Source organism: Nocardioides sp. Z50_6, from assembly GCF_058215755.1.
On sequence record NZ_JBZAJB010000006.1, the window covers coordinates 187,971 to 203,702 of the forward strand.

The window sequence follows — 15,732 nt, forward strand, 5'->3', positions numbered from 1 at the left end:
CCCTACTCCCCGGCGGCCGCGGCCAGGCGGCTGAGCGCCTTGCGCACCACCTGCGGGTCGTGGGTCGTCCACATGGGCGGGAGGCTGGCCTTGAGGAACCCGCCGTACCTCGCGGTGGCCAGCCGCGGGTCGAGCACCGCGACCACACCCCGGTCCGAGGTGGTGCGGATCAGCCGGCCGGCGCCCTGAGCCAGCAGCAGGGCGGCGTGGGTCGCGGCCACCTGCATGAAGCCGTTGCCCCCGGCGCGGTCGGCCGCGCGCTGGCGGGCCGACATCAGCGGGTCGTCGGGACGCGGGAACGGGATCCGGTCGATCAGCACCAGCTGGCAGGTCTGCCCTGGCACGTCGATTCCCTGCCACAGGCTCAGGGTGCCGAACAGGCAGGTGTGCGGGTCGGCCACGAACTGACGCGCCAGCTCGGGGAGCTGGGCCTCGCCCTGGGCCAGGGTGGTCAGGTGGGGCAGCCGTTCCCGCACCACCTCGGCGGCCGCCTCGGCGGCGCGGCGGGAGGAGAAGAGGCCAAGCGTGCGCCCGTCGGCGGCGTCGACGAGATCGACGATCTCGTCGAGCTGCGCCTGGCCCAGCCCGTCCCGGCCGGGCGGCGGCAGGTGGCGGGCGAGGTAGAGGATGCCCTGGCGCCCGTAGTCGAACGGCGAGCCCACGTCGAGCCCGCGCCACGGGCGCGCTCCCTCGGACTCGACGGCGGGGGCGCCGGTGTCGACGCGCTCCGAGGGCTTGAGCCCCAGGCTGCCGGCCACGGAGGCGAAGTCGCCGCCCAGCATCAGGGTCGCCGAGGTGAAGACGACCGTCTTGTCGGTGAGCAGGCGCTCGCGCATCTGCGCCCACACCTGGAGCGGTGCCACGGCCAGCCGGGCGGGCATCCGCTCGCGGGCCTCGTTGAGCCACAGCACGTCGGCGTCGCTGCCGGCCGCCATCCGCTCCGCGGTCGTGAAGACCTCCTGAGCCAGCCCCTTGGCCTGGGTCCGGGCGGCGTCGGCCTCCCCCGCGCCCTTCTCCTCCTTGCCGAACGCCGAGACCACCGCCCGGGCGGCGTCGCGGACCAGCACCAGCGCGTCGCCCAGCTGCTGCCCCATCTGGTCGATCCGGCCCCCCGGGGTCATCGCCAGGGCGTCGGCGAGGGCCTCGGCGGCGTCGGCCAGGTCGTCGGCGGGGTTGGAGGCGCCGGCGTTCTCGGCCACGTGGCGCTGGGCCCGGCGCGAGGCCCGCTCCACGTCGCCCACGGACAGCTCGTCGGTCGCCGCCTGGGTGACCCGCGCGGTGAGCTCGTGGGCCTCATCGATCACCACCACGTCGTAGTCGGGGATCATCGGCACCCCCTCGATCGCGTCGATGGCGAGCAAGGAGTGGTTGGTGACGATCAGGTGGGAGCGCTGGGCCTTCTCCTTGGCCCGCTCCGCGAAGCACTCCGTGGCGAAGGCGCAGCGCGCCGCGCCCAGGCACTCCCGGTGGTTGACGCTGACCTGACGCCAGGTGCGGTCGGTGTGGCGGGGCGCGTTGTCCCGCTCGCCGGAGCCGCCCGACTCCACCTCGGCCTCGGCCCAGCTGCGCAGCTCGAGGACCTCGGCGCCCATCGAGCCGGCCGGGACGTCGACCAGCACACCCTGCTCGTCGGGGACGCCCTCGCGGACGCGGTGCAGGCAGGCGTAGTTGGACCGCCCCTTGAGCACCGCGTAGGAGGAGTCCACCCGGTCGCCGACCGCCTCCATGAGCCGCGGGATGTCGCGCTCCACCAGCTGGTGCTGGAGGGCCAGGGTGGCGGTGGCCACGACCACCCGGTCGCGGTGCAGCAGGCTGGGCACCAGGTAGGCCAACGACTTGCCGGTGCCCGTCCCGGCCTGGACCAGCAGGTGCTGGCCAGACTCCATCGCCGCGGTCACCGCCTCGGCCATCTCGACCTGGCCGGGGCGCTCCTGACCGCCCAGCGCCCCCACGGCAGCCGCCAGCACCTCCGGCACCGAGGGTGCGGGAGGTGCGGCGGTCTCGGTCGCGTCAGGCATCCGAGAAGCCTAGGGCCGGGCGCCGACAGTCAGGCACCTCAGACGACGGCACCGGAGTCGTCGGGGGCGCGCTCGACCCTGATCTTCTTCTCCTTCGACATCGGCCACCGCTCCTGGAGGTAGGTGACCAGCGGGGTCGCGGTGAAGACCGAGCTGTAGGTGCCGACCACCAGACCCACGAGGAGGGCGATCGCGAAGTCGCGCAGCGAGTCTCCACCCAGGACCGCGAGGGCGGCCAGGATGAACATGGTGCCCAGACCCGTGTTGACCGTCCGCGGCAGCGTCTCGACCGCCGCCTTGTTGGCCAGGTCGGTGAAGAGCTCGCCGGGCTTGGACTCCCGCCAGCGCTCACGGACCCGGTCGAAGACGACCACCGTGTCGTTGACCGACAGACCGATGATGGTCATCGCGGCGGCCAGGAAGATGCCGTCGATCGGCTTCTGCAGCCAGGCGAACAGACCCACCACGATCAGCACGTCGTGCGCCATCGCGATCACCGCGCTCAGGCCGAAGGTCCACTTGAAGCGGACGGCGAGGTAGATCAGCTGGGCGGCGAAAGCGATCGCGAAGGCGATGATCGCCTTGTCGCGCAGCTCGTTGCCGAACGAGGCGCTGATCTTCTCGTCGCGGACCTCCTCGGCCTCACCGCCGATCTCGGCCAGCGCCGCCCGGATCTCCTCGGCCTCCTCGTTGCTGATCTCGCCGGTGCGGACGGTGATGTTGGCCTGGTCGGACTCCTGGACGGTCGCGTCGGCGAAGCCCGCCTCCTCGACCGCGTCGCGGGCCTCGTCGGCGTCCAGCTTCTCGGTGGTGGAGAACTCCATCACCCGGCCCCCGCTGAACTCGACGCCCAGGTTGAGCCCGTTGACCACGATGCCGGCCAGGGCCACCAGGGTGACCACACCGGAGATCGCCAGCCACAGGGCGCGCTTGACCATCAGCTGCGGGTTCTTGCGCTCCAGCCAGGTGCGGACCCGGCCGATGTCGGCGATGCCGGAGACCTGCGGGTGCCGCGAGACCCACTTGTTGGCGACCCCTAGCTCGGTGAGCACCCGGGCGATGATCAGCGCCGAGACCATCGAGGCCACCACGCCGATGCTCAGCGTGACACCGAAGCCCTTGATCGGCCCGGAGCCGAGGAAGAAGAGCAGGCCGGCGGCGAGCAGGGTGGTGACGTTGGAGTCGATGATCGCGGTCCAGGCCTTGTTGAACCCGATCATCAGGGCCCGGCGCAGCCCCGCGGACGGGTTGGCCTGGTACTCCTCCCGGGCGCGCTCGAAGACCAGCACGTTGGCGTCGATCGCCATGCCGATGGCCAGCACGAAGCCCGCGAGGCCCGGCAGGGTCAGCGTGGAGCCGAGCCCGACGAGCATCGCGTAGGCCAGCAGCGCGTAGGAGGTCAGCGCGATCGTGGCGAGGAAGCCGACGAAGCGGTAGACGAAGATGATGAAGAGCCCGGTGAGCACCAGGCCGATGACGCCGGCCTTCCACGAGGCGTCGATCGCGGCGTCACCCAGGGTGGGGCCGATCTCGCTGACCGAGATGATCTCCACCGGCAGCGGCAGCGCGCCGCCCTCGATCAGGATGGCCAGCTCCTGGGCCTCCTGGATCGTGAAGTTGCCGGTGATCTGGGTGCTGCCGATGATCGCGCTGCCGCAGGGCACCTGGACCTCGGGCGAGGAGATCACCTCGCCGTCGAGCACGATGGCGATGCGTCGCTGGTCGCCCGTGGCGCAGGCGGCGTCGGCGGAGAGCTTCTCGAAGGCGTCGGATCCGGCGCGGGAGAAGTCGACCGCGACGGCCCAGCCCGTGCTGTTCTGGGGCTGCACCGCCTCGGCGCCGGTGATGTCGTTGCCCTCCATCACCGCGGGGCCCACCTCGAGCACGTCGCCCTGCTCGCTGGGGACGAGCAGGTTGCCCTTCTCCGAGGGCTTGCCGTCGGCGTTCGGCAGGCCGCCGGCGACCACCGGGTGGACGGTCAGCTGCGCCGTCCGGCCGATCGTCTCGACCGCCTGCTCGGAGTCCTGCACGTCGGGCAGCTCGACCAGGATGCGGTTGTCGCCGGAGCGGACCAAGGTCGGCTCGGAGACGCCGAGCGCGTCGACGCGGCCCCGCAGGACCTCGACGGCCCGGTCGGTGTTCTCCGCGTTGGCCTTCACCCCCGAGGGGCTGTCGCTGGTCTCCAGCGTGATCGACGTGCCGCCGCTGAGGTCGAGACCCAGCCTCGGCTCCTTGTTGAGGGCGAGCGCTGCGCACCCGGCCAGCAGGCCGAGCACGAGGATGAAGCGGATCCAGGCACCACGTGACATGCGACGCATCTTTCCCTAGCCGACCAGAGGTGCCCAATCCGGGCACCTCCTCTGGAACGCGCCGCGCGCCCGGTTGGTTCCGGTGCCCTCGGAAGGTCCCCCGTGACGTTACCTGAGAGGAAGTTGATAACGTGCTGAGAAGTCGGAGCTCCCGAGGAATCACTGACTCGCTGGGGCCCTAAGCGCGCGCCTTCGGGGACCGCCCCCGACGTCCGCCCCCGGGTGTGGACGCGGCCGCCGCCAGCGAGAACCCCCGACCACGCACCGGTTCCGGGAACGCTGCCGGCGGGGTGCGACGCCTCCGGCGACGTGAGGAGCTGCACGTGGACGGGTTGGATTCGGTGACCTTCGGAGTGGGGACGATCCTGCTCCTGCTGCTGGCGTTCTACGGGGGGACCTTCTGGATCTCCACGCGGATCGGCAAGAAGAACGAGAACGCCGACGGCTACATGACCGCCGGCCACAACATCGGCTTCGGGATCTCCGCGGCCAGCATGACCGCGACCTGGATCTGGGCGTCGTCGATGTACGCCTCCGCCAGCTCCGGCTACACCTACGGCATCTCCGGCCCGATCCACTACGGGTTGTGGGGCGCGCTGATGATCTTGTTCATCTACCCGTTCGGCCGGCGGATCCGCGCCGTCGCGCCCCGCGCACACACCCTCGCCGAGGTGCTGCACGTGCGCCACGGCCGCTCCAGCCAGCTGATGCTCGCCGGCTCCAACGTGGTCGGCAGCCTGATCAGCCTGATGTCCAACTTCATCGCCGGCGGCGTGCTCATCTCGCTGCTCTCCCCCTTCACCTTCGTCCAGGGCGTCTTCATGGTGGCCGGGGGCGTGCTGCTCTACACGCTGTGGTCCGGCTTCCGCGCCTCGGTGCTGACCGACTTCGTGCAGGTCGCGGCGATGCTCGGTGCCGTCATGGTGATCGTGCCGGTGATCTTCTTCGCCGCCGGCTTCCCCGCGGCGTTCGAGACAGGCGCCGGCAACCTGACCGCGCAGCAGGGCAACTTCTTCTCCAGCGACGCCTTCCTCAACCAGGGAGCGCCCTACATCGCCGCGGTCCTCGCCTACGCCATCGGCAACCAGACCATCGCGCAGCGGCTCTTCGCCGTGCGCGAGGACCTGATCAAGCCCACCTTCATCACCGCCACCATCGGCTACGGCGCGATGGTGATCGGGGTCGGGATGCTGGGCGTGATGGCGCTCTACCTGGGGCTGGAGCCGCAGGGCGGGGACGTCAACAACCTCGTCCCGCAGATGGCCGCCGCCTACCTGCCCGGTGTCCTGGTGGCCGTCTTCTTCATCATGATCATCGGGGCGCTCTCCTCGACCGCGGACTCCGACCTCTCGGCGCTGTCGTCGATCGTGATGGCCGACGTCTACGGCCAGAACGTCGCCGGCCGCGAGGGCGCCAACCCGCGCACCATGCTGCTGATCGGCCGCGCCACCATGGTCGTCTCGACGGCGATCGCCATCGCCTTCGCCAGCCTCCAGCTCGACATCCTCGACCTGCTGGTCTTCGTCGGTGCCCTGTGGGGTGCGCTGGTCTTCCCGGTGATCGCCAGCTTCTACTGGGAGAAGGTCACCAACAAGGCGTTCACCGTCTCGGTGCTGGTCGCCCTGGCCGTCTTCCTCCCGGTGCGCTTCTCGCTCATCCCGATGAACGGCGTCACCGGGCTCGTCGTCGACGTGCTCTCCATCATCGGCGTCGGCGTGGTCGCCGCCCTGATGGTCTTCGGCTTCCTCGGGCTCACGCCCGCGAAGATCGCCGGTGTCGTCGCGGCGCTGGTCGCGGCCCCGTTCGCCTTCGGGGCGATCCACGACTACGCCACCCTCAGCGGCTCGTTGGTCGCCTACGCCGTCAGCACGCTGGTCTGCTGGGGCATGTCGTCGCTCAGCGGTGCGTCGTTCGACTTCGACTCGGTCAAGGACCTGGTCGGCGACTTCGACGCCGACGACGACCTCGACGACAACCTCGACCCGGTCCGCTGACCCGGACCCACAAGGAGAACGCCATGAGCACCGTCGCACTCACCCTCTACGTCCTGATGTGGCCGGTGATCGTCGCCGCCGTCCTCTTCGTGATCAGCCGCGCGTTCCTCGGCGAGTGGCGCGAGGCGCGCCGCGAGGGGCGCGACCTCATCTGAGGACGGCTCAGACGGAGTACACGAGGAGCTCGCCCGCGAGCTCCTCGTGTGCTCGTCCGCGGACCCTGGTCCCGGCGCCGGTGTGCTCGAGCTGGTCGATCTCGCCGTGCTGGTGCAGCTTGTTGAGCAGGTCGCCCCGCTCGTAGGGCAGCAGCGCGTCGAACTCCACCGACGGGTGGGGCAGCTCGGCCTCGACGGTCGCGAGCGCCGCGGCGATGCCCTCGCCCGTGCGGGCGCTGACCACCACGCTGTGGGGCTCGCGCTGGCGCAGCCGGGCGATGACCATCGGGTCGGCCGCGTCAGCCTTGTTGATCACCACCAGCTCGGGCACCTTGTCGGCCCCGATCTCGGCGAAGACCTCGCGGACGGCGGCCAGCTGGCCCTCCGGGTCGGGGTGCGAGCCGTCGACGACGTGCAGGATCAGGTCGGAGTCGGCGACCTCCTCCAGCGTCGAGCGGAACGCCTCGACGAGCTGGTGGGGCAGGTGCCGGACGAAGCCGACGGTGTCGCTCATCGTGTAGACGCGGCCGTCGGCGGTCGTCGTACGCCGGGTGGTGGGGTCGAGGGTGGCGAAGAGCGCGTCCTCGACCAGGACCCCGGCGTCGGTGAGCCGGTTGAGCAGCGAGGACTTGCCGGCGTTGGTGTAGCCGGCGATCGCCACCGACGGGATCTGGTTGCGCTGGCGCTGGGAGCGCTTGGTCTCCCGGGTGCCCTTCATCGCCTTGAGGTCACGGCGGAGCTTGGCGATCTTGTCGTTGATCCGGCGACGGTCGGTCTCGATCTTGGTCTCACCGGGGCCGCGGCCGCCGATGCCCTCACCGCCGGAGACCCGGCCACCGGCCTGGCGGGAGAGGTTGCCACCCCAGCCGCGCAGCCGCTGCTTCATGTAGGTCAGCTGGGCCAGCTCGACCTGCGCCTTGCCCTCACGCGACTTGGCGTGCTGGGCGAAGATGTCGAGGATCAGCGCGGTCCGGTCGACGACCTTGACCTTGAGCCGGTCCTCGAGGTTCCTCAGCTGGCTGGGCGCCAGCTCCCCGTCGCAGATCACGGTGTCGGCGCCGGTGGCGGCGACGATCTCGCGCAGCCCGTCGACCTTGCCGCGCCCGATGTAGGTCGCGGGGTCCGGGCGCTGCCGGCGCTGGTAGATGGCGTCGAGCACCTCGGCGCCCGCGGTCTCGGCCAGCAGCGCCAGCTCGGCCATGGAGTTCTCCGCGTCCTCGACCGACCCCTCGGTCCAGACGCCGACCAGGACGACCCGCTCGAGCCGGAGCTGGCGGTACTCGACCTCGGAGATGTCCTCGAGCTCGGTGGAGAGGCCGGCGACCCGCTTGAGCGCGTGGCGCTCGGCGAGGTCCATCGACCCGGTGGTCTCCTCGGGGTCGGGCTCGTCGGGGTCGGGCTCCGCGTAGCCCGACTCGAAGTCGTCGTCGTCCCACGCCTGCGTGGCGTCGAGCTGGTCGTTCAGCGAGAAGTCGCGTGCGTTCGTCATATGCCCTTCAGGGTAGGCCCGGGGCGCACCTGACGCGACCCGTTATCGGTGGTCAACACCGTGCCCGCCCCGGCCATTCCTCATGCGAGGAGGGCGGCGGCCGCGGGCGCGACCACCTCGCGAGGCAGGTGGCCGAGCACCACCAGCTCCGACATCCCGTGCACGGTGGCCCACAGGCCGGCCGCCAGGGCGGCGGGGTCGCGGCCCGCGAAGCGAGGCAGCGCCACCAGCCCGTCCACCTCGCGTGCCAGGAGCTCCTCGTTGCGCGCGATCAGCGGCGCCATCGCGGTCGAGGGCGTGCCGGCCGAGCAGTACTCGGGGTCGAAGATCAGGGAGAACGCCTGCGGGTTGTCGGCCGCGAACCCGACGTACGCCGTGAACATCGCGGTCAGCCGCGCCACCGGCCCCTCCTCCCCCGCCATCGCCCGCTCCTGGGCGGCGACCAGGTCGCCCATCGCCCGCACGCCGACCGCCACGAGCAGCCCCGCCCGGTCCCCGAAGTGGTGGTAGGGCGCGTTGTGGCTGACCCCGGCGCGCCGGGCGACCTCGCGGAGGCTGATCCGGGCCGGAGGCACCTCCTCGAGCAGGTCGGCCGCGGCCGCCACCAGTGCGGGCCGGAGGTTGCCGTGGTGATAGGCCGACGGAGATCTTGACACGGACAAGATGGTACGCGATGTTGGCGGTGTCCACATTCTTGTCATTGTCCAGATCGGAGCACCGCCATGACCCGCACCCTGATCGTCGACGCCCACCCCGACCCGACGTCGCTCACCGCCGCCCTCTCCGCCCGCTACGCCGCCGGCGCCGCCGCCGAGGGGGTCGCGCTGACCCTGCGCGAGCTCGACTTCGACCCCGTGCTGCACGCCGGCTACCGCCCCGGCCAGCACCTGGAGCCCGACCTGGCACGCGCCCGCGAGCTGCTGGAGTCCAGCGAGCACGTCACCGTGCTCACCCCGCTCTGGTGGGGCTCGGTGCCGGCACTCCTCAAGGGCTTCTTCGACCGGACCCTGGAGATCGGCTGGGCGTTCCGCTACCTCGACAACGGACGCCCCGAGGGCCTGCTCGCCGGCCGTACCGGTCGGGTGGTCGTCACCTCGGACTCACCCCGCTGGTACCTGCCGCTGGTGGGAGACACCACCGTCAAGCAGGTGAAGGCCCGGACCCTGGAGTTCTGCGGCATCAAGCCGGTCAAGGTCACCCGCTTCACCGACGTCCGCCACGCCTCACCGGAGCGTCGCGCGCAGTGGCTGGAGGAGTGCGAGGCGCTCGGCGCCCGCGACTCGACTCAGAGCGCGGTCTCTCCCCGGGCCACGATCACGGCGGGCCCCGTCAGCAGGACGTGACCCTGCTCGGTCCAGCTCACCTGGAGCTCCCCGCCCGGCACGTCCACCCGGTACGTCGCCGGGCGCGAGGCGCCGTCGGCGCGAGCGGTCGCCACCATCACCGCGCAGGCGCCGGTGCCGCAGCTGCGGGTCTCCCCCGAGCCGCGCTCGTGGACGCGCATCGCGACGTGACCGGCGGCGCGGCGGACGACGAACTCCACGTTGACCCCGTCGGGGAAGACCGTGGGGTCGTGGCGCGGCGCCTCCAGCAGCGACCCGGCCTCGGCCAGGTCGTCGACGAAGGCCACGGCGTGCGGGTTGCCCATGTCGACGCTGAGCGCCGGCCAGGAGCGCTCGCCCACCGCCACCGAGGTCTCCCCCAGCACCTTCGGCACCCCCATGTCGAGGGTGACCAGGTCGCCGTCGACGGTGCAGACCTTGATCCCGTCCCTGGTGGCCACCGGCACCGGCTCGTCGGCCGGGACCAGCCCCTCCTCGACCAGGTGACGGACGAAGACGCGCAGGCCGTTGCCGCACATCTCGCTGACCGAGCCGTCGGAGTTGCGGTAGTCCATGAACCACTCGGGGTCCCCCGCCCCGACGGCCGAGGTGCGCAGCACCCGCAGCACCCCGTCGGCACCCAGGCCCGCCCGGCGGTCGCAGAGGGCGCGGACCCGCTCGGCGGAGAGGTCCCCGTGGACGGACCCGTCGTGGTCGGGCAGCAGCACGAAGTCGTTCTCGGTGCCGTGGCCCTTGAGGAACGGATAAGTCACCGGCCCAGTGTGACACCCGGCCACCGGGACGCCCCGGTCAGCCGACCGCGCGGAGCGCACGCTCCACCCGGTCTGGGTCGTCGAACCGGATCCAGGTGATCCGGGGGTCCTTGCGGAACCAGGAGTCCTGCCGCCGGGCGAAGCGCCGGGTCGCGATCACGGTCCGCTCCTGGGCCTCGGCCAGGGTGAGCTCGCCGCGCAGGTGGGCCGCGACCTCGCGGTAGCCGATCGCCCGGGAGGCGGTCAGTCCCTCCTCCAGGCCTTCGGCCAGCAACCGCTCGACCTCCTCGACGAAGCCCTCGTCGAACATCTGCGCCACCCGCCGGGCGATCCGGGCGTGGAGGGTGGGGCGGTCGATGTCCACGCCGATCTGCACCGTCGCCGGGTCGGCGTACTCCAGCCGCGGCAAGGTGGCGCTGAAGGGCCTGCCGGTGATCTCGATGACCTCCAGGGCACGGACCACGCGGCGCCCGTTGGCGACCAGGATGCCGGCGGCCGCCTGTGGGTCGAGGCTCGCCAGGCGGGCGTGCAGGAGGGCGGGGCCGGCCTCGGCGAGCTCGGCCTCGAGCCGGCGGCGTACCGACTCCTCGGTGCCCGGGAACTCGAAGCGGTCGAGCACCGCGCGGGTGTAGAGCGCCGAGCCGCCGACCAGGACCGGCACCCGGCCCCGCCCGCGCACCTCCGCGATCGTGCGCCGTGCCAGCTCCTGGAACTGCGCCACGTTGGCGGTCTCCCGCACGCTCATCAGGTCGAGCAGGTGGTGCGGGATGCCGCGCCGCTGCTCCGGGGGCAGCTTGGCGGTGCCGATGTCCATGCCGCGGTAGACCTGCATCGCGTCGGTGTTGACGACCTCGCCGTCCAGCCGCTCGGCCAGGTCGAGGGAGAGCCCCGTCTTGCCGGCGGCCGTCGCCCCGACCACGGCGACGACGGGCGGGAGCTCGCTGGGCATGGGGGCTAGTGTGCCAAGGCGACCTGACCGACGAGCTGGAGGTGGAACATGGGAGACCCCGAGCACGAGGAGCGCCCGACGCCCGACCCGCAGACCGAGGAGGAGCCGGGGCTGACCACCCCCGGGCCGCCCACCGACCCCTCGAACCCCACCGGCTGAGGTGGAGCGCTTCGTCGTCGTCCCCGCCAGCTACGTCTACCTGCTGCGCGAGGGGGCAGGGGGCACCGAGGTGCTGCTCCAGCTGCGCACCGGCACCGGCTACATGGACGACCACTGGGCGGCCGCCGCCGCGGGTCACGTGGAGCGGGGCGAGACGGCGTACGACGCGGCGCACCGCGAGGCTGCCGAGGAGCTCGGCATCACCGGCGCCGACCTGCGCCTGGAGTTCACGATGCAGCGCACCGCCCACGCGTCGGCGATCGACGAGCGGATCGACTTCTTCCTCACCGCCCGCAGCTGGGACGGGGAGCCCCGCATCGTGGAGCCGGAGAAGTGCGCGGCACTGGACTGGTTCCCGCTCGACGCCCTCCCCGACCCCGTGGTCGGTCACGAACGATTGGCGCTGGCCAATCTGGGCACTGAGGTGAAGTACCTGACCTTCGGATTCTGAACCAGGAGCGCGCGCATGAGTGACGAGATCGGCAAGCAGCCGAAGCCCACCACCGAGGAGCCCGAGCTCCACCCGGGAGGCGTGGACGCCATCGTGCCCGACGAGCCCACGGCCGATCCGGTCCCGCACGACCTCGACCCCGCGGACAACGCGGCCGTCGACGACGCGATCCCGGACGAGATCACCGAGCCCGACCAGGAGAAGGACCAGGCGCCCGACGACGGCAAGGTCTCGGGCGAGGACGACACCGAGGACGAGCCGCCGGCATGAGTGAGAAGACACCAGACCAGGACCGTGACCCCGGCGCCGTCGACCCGGACGTGGCCGAGTCCCTGCAGGGATCCAACCCGGCCGCGGGCGGCGACGACCGCCTCGGCGGCGGCATGGGGATCAGCAGCGAGCGGGTCGGCCACGCCGGCCCCGGCCAGGAGGCGACCGACGGACTGCGGGACTCCGCACCCCACCCCGTCGGCCCGGACGACGCACCACCCGAGCAGTCCGCCGACGGCCACGAGCCCAAGCCGGTCGGCATCCCGCCCAAGCAGGCCCCGTCGGACGACGTCGGGCGCTGAGCCAGCACGCTTTGTGCTCCCGGAGGGACACCTGGTGACCCTTCGGGAGCACAGACCCTGTGGAACACGGCGCCCTCCCCAGCATCCGGCCGCCGCGAGGGCAGGGTCCCGGACGTCGGCGGCAGTCTCGGGGGCGTGACGACCGACCACTTCGCCGAGCTGCTCGCGCACCAGTCGGGGGTCATCTCCCGGCGGCAGGCCTTGGAGGCAGGTCTGCAGCCTCATGACCTTCGTCGGCTCGAGCGGCGCCGCGAGCTGACGCGGCACCACCCCCGGGTCTACCTCGCCCACACCGGCGAGCCGACATGGATCCAGCGCGCGTGGGCCGGGGTCCTCTTCGCGTGGCCGGCGGCGCTGTGCGACTCCTCCTCCCTCCGGATGACCGACGGTCCGGGTAGGACCACGCACGACGCCGGCGTCATCCACGTGGCGGTGGAGCGCGAGCGCGATCTCGACCTTCCGCCGGGCCTGCGCCTGCACCGGGTCGCCGACCTCACACCGAAGGTCCACTGGAACACCTCGCCACCCCGGATGCGCACCGAGCACGCCGTGCTGCGCGAGGCCGCCCGAGCCCCGAGCGACTTCGGAGCGGTGCGGATCCTGTCGGACGCGGTCCAGTCCCGCCGGACCACCGCACCCCGGCTCCAGGCGGCCTGGACCGAGCTCGAGCGCTTGCCTCGACGACGGTTCCTCGCCAGGGTCCTCGATGACGTGGCGACGGGAGCCTGCTCGGTGCTCGAGCACGGGTACCTGCACCGGGTCGAGCGGGCACACGGCCTGCCCGCGGCCGACCGGCAGGTGCGGGACTCGCTCCGGGGTTCGGTCTACCGGGATGTGGAGTATCGAGCCCACGGTCTCCTGGTCGAGCTGGACGGCCGCCTCTTCCACGACACGGCCGCGGCACGCCACCGCGACCTCGAACGGGATCTGGATGCCGCTGTCGCGGGGTGGGTCACGATCCGTCTGGGGTGGGGCCAGGTCTTCGACCACTCCTGCCTCACAGCCGCGCGACTCGGGGCACTGCTCAGGACCCGCGGCTGGTCCGGCAGCCCCCGCAGTTGCCCGTCCTGCTGAGTGGTTTGTGCAGCGAGAAGGTCAGCGGGTGACCTTGCCGGTGCACAAACCCGTATGACGCAGCGGCGGGTCAGCGGCAGGCGGGCGCAGGCGGGAGCGGGGCGGGGACGCCGAGGGTGGGCATGCCGAGCCCGACCCCGGCGGGCGCCGCGGGGGCCGCGGTACGGCGCTCCCACGCGTCGCCGGCGCGGGTACGGCGCACCGAGAGCACCGGGCCGTCGGCGACCAGGTGGTGCGGGGCGGCGTAGGTGACCCGGACGGTCACCATGTCGCCGGGGCGCACGGAGTCGGCCTCGACGCCGCTGAAGTCGGCCTCGAAGTGGACCAGCCGGTTGTCGGGGCCACGACCCGACAGGCGGGCGGTGGCGTTGTCCTTGCGCCCCTCGCCCTCGGAGACCATCAGCTCGACGACCTGACCGACCTGCTTGCGGCTCTCCTCCCAGGCGACCTCCTCGACCACCGCGACGAGGCGCTGGTAGCGGTCCTTGACCACCTCGGGCGGGATCTGGTCGGGCATGGTCGCGGCCGGCGTGCCGGGGCGGATGGAGTACTGGAAGGTGTAGGCGTTGGCGAACCGGGCCCGGCGGACCACCTCGAGGGTCTGGAGGAAGTCCTCCTCGGTCTCGCCGGGGAAGCCGACGATGATGTCGGTGGAGATCGCCGCGTGCGGCATCGCGGCGCGCACCCGCTCGATGATCCCGAGGAACTTCGACTGCCGGTAGGAGCGGCGCATCGCGCGCAGCACCCGGTCCGAGCCGGACTGGAGCGGCATGTGCAGCTGCGGCATCACGTTGGGGGTCTGCGCCATCGCCTCGATCACGTCGTCGGTGAACTCGGCCGGGTGCGGGGAGGTGAAGCGGACCCGCTCCAGCCCCTCGATCTCGCCGCAGGCGCGCAGCAGCTTGGAGAAGGCCTGGCGGTCACCGAACTCGACTCCGTAGGCGTTGACGTTCTGGCCCAGCAGGGTCACCTCGGTGACGCCCTCGGCGACCAACGCCCGGATCTCGGCGAGGATGTCGCCGGGACGCCGGTCGGTCTCCTTGCCGCGCAGAGCCGGCACGATGCAGAACGTGCACGTGTTGTTGCAGCCCACCGAGATGGAGACCCAGGCGGCGTAGGCCGAGTCGCGCTTGGTCGGCAGCGTGGAGGGGAAGACCGAGAGGGACTCCAGGATCTCGACCTGCGCCTCCTCGTGGGAGCGGGCCCGGTCGAGCAGGGCCGGCAGCGAGCCGATGTTGTGGGTGCCGAAGACGACGTCGACGTACGGCGCCCGCGCCACGATGGTCTCCCGGTCCTTCTGCGCCATGCAGCCGCCGACGGCGATCTGCATGCCGGGGCGCTTGGCCTTGACCGGGGCGAGGTGGCTCAGGTTGCCGTAGAGCTTGTTGTCGGCGTTCTCCCGCACCGCGCAGGTGTTGAAGACCACGACGTCGGCCTGCTCGCCGGCCGGGGCGGCGGCGTAGCCCGCCTCCTCCAGCAGCCCGGTGAGGCGCTCGGAGTCGTGGACGTTCATCTGGCACCCGTAGGTGCGGACCTCGTAGGTGCGGGGAGCGGTCTGGGGCGTGGCAGTCATGGCCTCCCCAGGGTACGGCGACCTTGCCGCGAGGTCACGATTCGGTGAACCCACGGGGTCAGGGGTGCCTCGCCGCGTGCACTCTGGGTAGGTTGCCGCAATGACCGTGGCTCAGAGCACCTCCACCGGCCAGACCCTGGTCAGCCTCCAGGGCGTCAACAAGTGGTTCGGGCAGCTGCACGTGCTGAAGGACATCGACCTGGAGGTCGCCCGCGGCGAGGTCGTCGTGGTGATCGGTCCGTCGGGGTCCGGCAAGTCGACGCTCTGCCGGGCGATCAACCGCCTCGAGACGATCGACAAGGGCTCCATCAGCCTCGACGGGCAGCCGCTCCCCCAGGAGGGCAAGGCCCTGGCCAACCTCCGCGCCGAGGTGGGGATGGTCTTCCAGTCCTTCAACCTCTTCGCCCACAAGACGATCCTGGAGAACGTCACGCTGGGGCCGATCAAGGTGCGCAAGCAGGACAAGGCCACCGCCGAGAAGCGCGCGATGGAGCTGCTCGAGCGGGTCGGCGTCGCGCACCAGGCCGAGAAGTACCCCGCCCAGCTCTCCGGGGGCCAGCAGCAGCGGGTGGCGATCGCCCGCGCGCTGGCGATGGAGCCGAAGGTGATGCTCTTCGACGAGCCGACCTCGGCCCTGGACCCGGAGATGATCAAGGAGGTCCTCGACGTGATGGTCGACCTCGCCGGCGGCGGGATGACGATGATCGTGGTCACCCACGAGATGGGCTTCGCCCGCACCGCCGCCGACCGGGTGGTCTTCATGTCCGACGGCGCCATCGTCGAGGAGAACACCCCCGAGGAGTTCTTCACCAACCCGCGCTCGGAGCGGGCCCAGGACTTCCTCGGCAAGATCCTCAAGCACTGAGCATCCCCCCCAGACGCACGACTCATCAA

Annotated in this window: 15 protein-coding genes; 8 read left to right on the plus strand and 7 right to left on the minus strand. The window is 71.7% G+C overall.

Features of this window, described 5'->3' with window-relative positions:
• Positions 1-2 precede the first annotated feature (2 nt).
• Entirely contained in the window at positions 3-2,018 is a 2,016-nt protein-coding gene (locus AC4BGE_RS15325) for an ATP-dependent DNA helicase (RefSeq protein WP_490575823.1), read from the minus strand.
• Positions 2,019-2,056: 38 nt separating this feature from the next.
• The gene (secD, locus tag AC4BGE_RS15330) at positions 2,057-4,327 is read right to left on the minus strand and encodes a protein translocase subunit SecD (RefSeq protein ID WP_490569550.1); all 2,271 of its coding nucleotides are present in this window, start codon (positions 4,325-4,327) and stop codon (positions 2,057-2,059) included.
• A gap of 323 nt (positions 4,328-4,650) precedes the next feature.
• On the opposite strand from secD, the gene AC4BGE_RS15335 reads away from it, so the two are divergent.
• Both AC4BGE_RS15335 and AC4BGE_RS15340 read left to right on the plus strand, forming a co-directional pair.
• Positions 4,651-6,321 (plus strand): sodium:solute symporter family transporter, encoded by a 1,671-nt coding sequence (locus AC4BGE_RS15335; protein WP_490575824.1) that lies wholly within the window; start codon positions 4,651-4,653, stop codon positions 6,319-6,321.
• 23 nt (positions 6,322-6,344) lie between these two features.
• A complete protein-coding gene (locus tag AC4BGE_RS15340) occupies positions 6,345-6,476 on the plus strand; it encodes a putative transporter small subunit (RefSeq protein ID WP_490569552.1) in 132 nt (43 codons plus the stop codon).
• Between the two features lie 7 nt (positions 6,477-6,483).
• On the opposite strand, the gene hflX is transcribed toward AC4BGE_RS15340, so the two are convergent.
• The gene (gene hflX, locus AC4BGE_RS15345) at positions 6,484-7,965 is read right to left on the minus strand and encodes a GTPase HflX (RefSeq protein ID WP_490575825.1); all 1,482 of its coding nucleotides are present in this window, start codon (positions 7,963-7,965) and stop codon (positions 6,484-6,486) included.
• An 80-nt stretch (positions 7,966-8,045) separates the two neighbouring features.
• Positions 8,046-8,621, minus strand: a complete 576-nt coding sequence (locus tag AC4BGE_RS15350) for a TetR/AcrR family transcriptional regulator (RefSeq protein WP_490575826.1) — start codon at positions 8,619-8,621, stop codon at positions 8,046-8,048.
• Between the two features lie 66 nt (positions 8,622-8,687).
• Here AC4BGE_RS15350 and AC4BGE_RS15355 point away from each other — a divergent pair, with 66 nt between their 5' ends.
• Positions 8,688-9,308 (plus strand): NAD(P)H-dependent oxidoreductase, encoded by a 621-nt coding sequence (locus tag AC4BGE_RS15355; RefSeq protein WP_490575827.1) that lies wholly within the window; start codon positions 8,688-8,690, stop codon positions 9,306-9,308.
• Here AC4BGE_RS15355 and dapF read toward each other — a convergent pair.
• Both dapF and miaA read right to left on the minus strand, forming a co-directional pair.
• The gene (gene dapF / locus AC4BGE_RS15360; RefSeq protein ID WP_490575828.1) at positions 9,251-10,060 is read right to left on the minus strand and encodes a diaminopimelate epimerase; all 810 of its coding nucleotides are present in this window, start codon (positions 10,058-10,060) and stop codon (positions 9,251-9,253) included. The genes AC4BGE_RS15355 and dapF overlap by 58 nt on opposite strands.
• 37 nt (positions 10,061-10,097) lie before the next feature.
• Positions 10,098-11,009 carry a tRNA (adenosine(37)-N6)-dimethylallyltransferase MiaA gene (gene miaA, locus AC4BGE_RS15365; RefSeq protein WP_490575829.1) on the minus strand — a complete coding sequence of 304 codons (912 nt, stop codon included), beginning with the start codon at positions 11,007-11,009 and terminating at the stop codon, positions 10,098-10,100.
• A 160-nt stretch (positions 11,010-11,169) separates the two neighbouring features.
• Between miaA and AC4BGE_RS15370 the strand changes: the two genes are divergently transcribed.
• The 4 genes from AC4BGE_RS15370 (at position 11,170) to AC4BGE_RS15385 (ending at position 13,265) form a co-directional block, all read left to right on the plus strand.
• Positions 11,170-11,619 (plus strand): NUDIX domain-containing protein, encoded by a 450-nt coding sequence (locus AC4BGE_RS15370; RefSeq protein ID WP_490569558.1) that lies wholly within the window; start codon positions 11,170-11,172, stop codon positions 11,617-11,619.
• Between the two features lie 15 nt (positions 11,620-11,634).
• Positions 11,635-11,889, plus strand: a complete 255-nt coding sequence (locus AC4BGE_RS15375; protein ID WP_490569559.1) for a hypothetical protein — start codon at positions 11,635-11,637, stop codon at positions 11,887-11,889.
• Positions 11,886-12,191, plus strand: coding sequence for a hypothetical protein (locus AC4BGE_RS15380; RefSeq protein ID WP_490575830.1), 306 nt, complete (start codon positions 11,886-11,888; stop codon positions 12,189-12,191). Before AC4BGE_RS15375 ends, AC4BGE_RS15380 begins: the two co-directional genes overlap by 4 nt.
• Before the next feature lie 135 nt (positions 12,192-12,326).
• The gene (locus AC4BGE_RS15385; RefSeq protein ID WP_490575831.1) at positions 12,327-13,265 is read left to right on the plus strand and encodes a hypothetical protein; all 939 of its coding nucleotides are present in this window, start codon (positions 12,327-12,329) and stop codon (positions 13,263-13,265) included.
• Positions 13,266-13,335: 70 nt separating this feature from the next.
• On the opposite strand, the gene miaB is transcribed toward AC4BGE_RS15385, so the two are convergent.
• Positions 13,336-14,838 carry a tRNA (N6-isopentenyl adenosine(37)-C2)-methylthiotransferase MiaB gene (gene miaB, locus AC4BGE_RS15390; RefSeq protein WP_490575832.1) on the minus strand — a complete coding sequence of 501 codons (1,503 nt, stop codon included), beginning with the start codon at positions 14,836-14,838 and terminating at the stop codon, positions 13,336-13,338.
• 100 nt (positions 14,839-14,938) lie between these two features.
• Here miaB and AC4BGE_RS15395 point away from each other — a divergent pair, with 100 nt between their 5' ends.
• Positions 14,939-15,703 (plus strand): amino acid ABC transporter ATP-binding protein, encoded by a 765-nt coding sequence (locus tag AC4BGE_RS15395; RefSeq protein WP_490569563.1) that lies wholly within the window; start codon positions 14,939-14,941, stop codon positions 15,701-15,703.
• Positions 15,704-15,732: the final 29 nt, after the last annotated feature.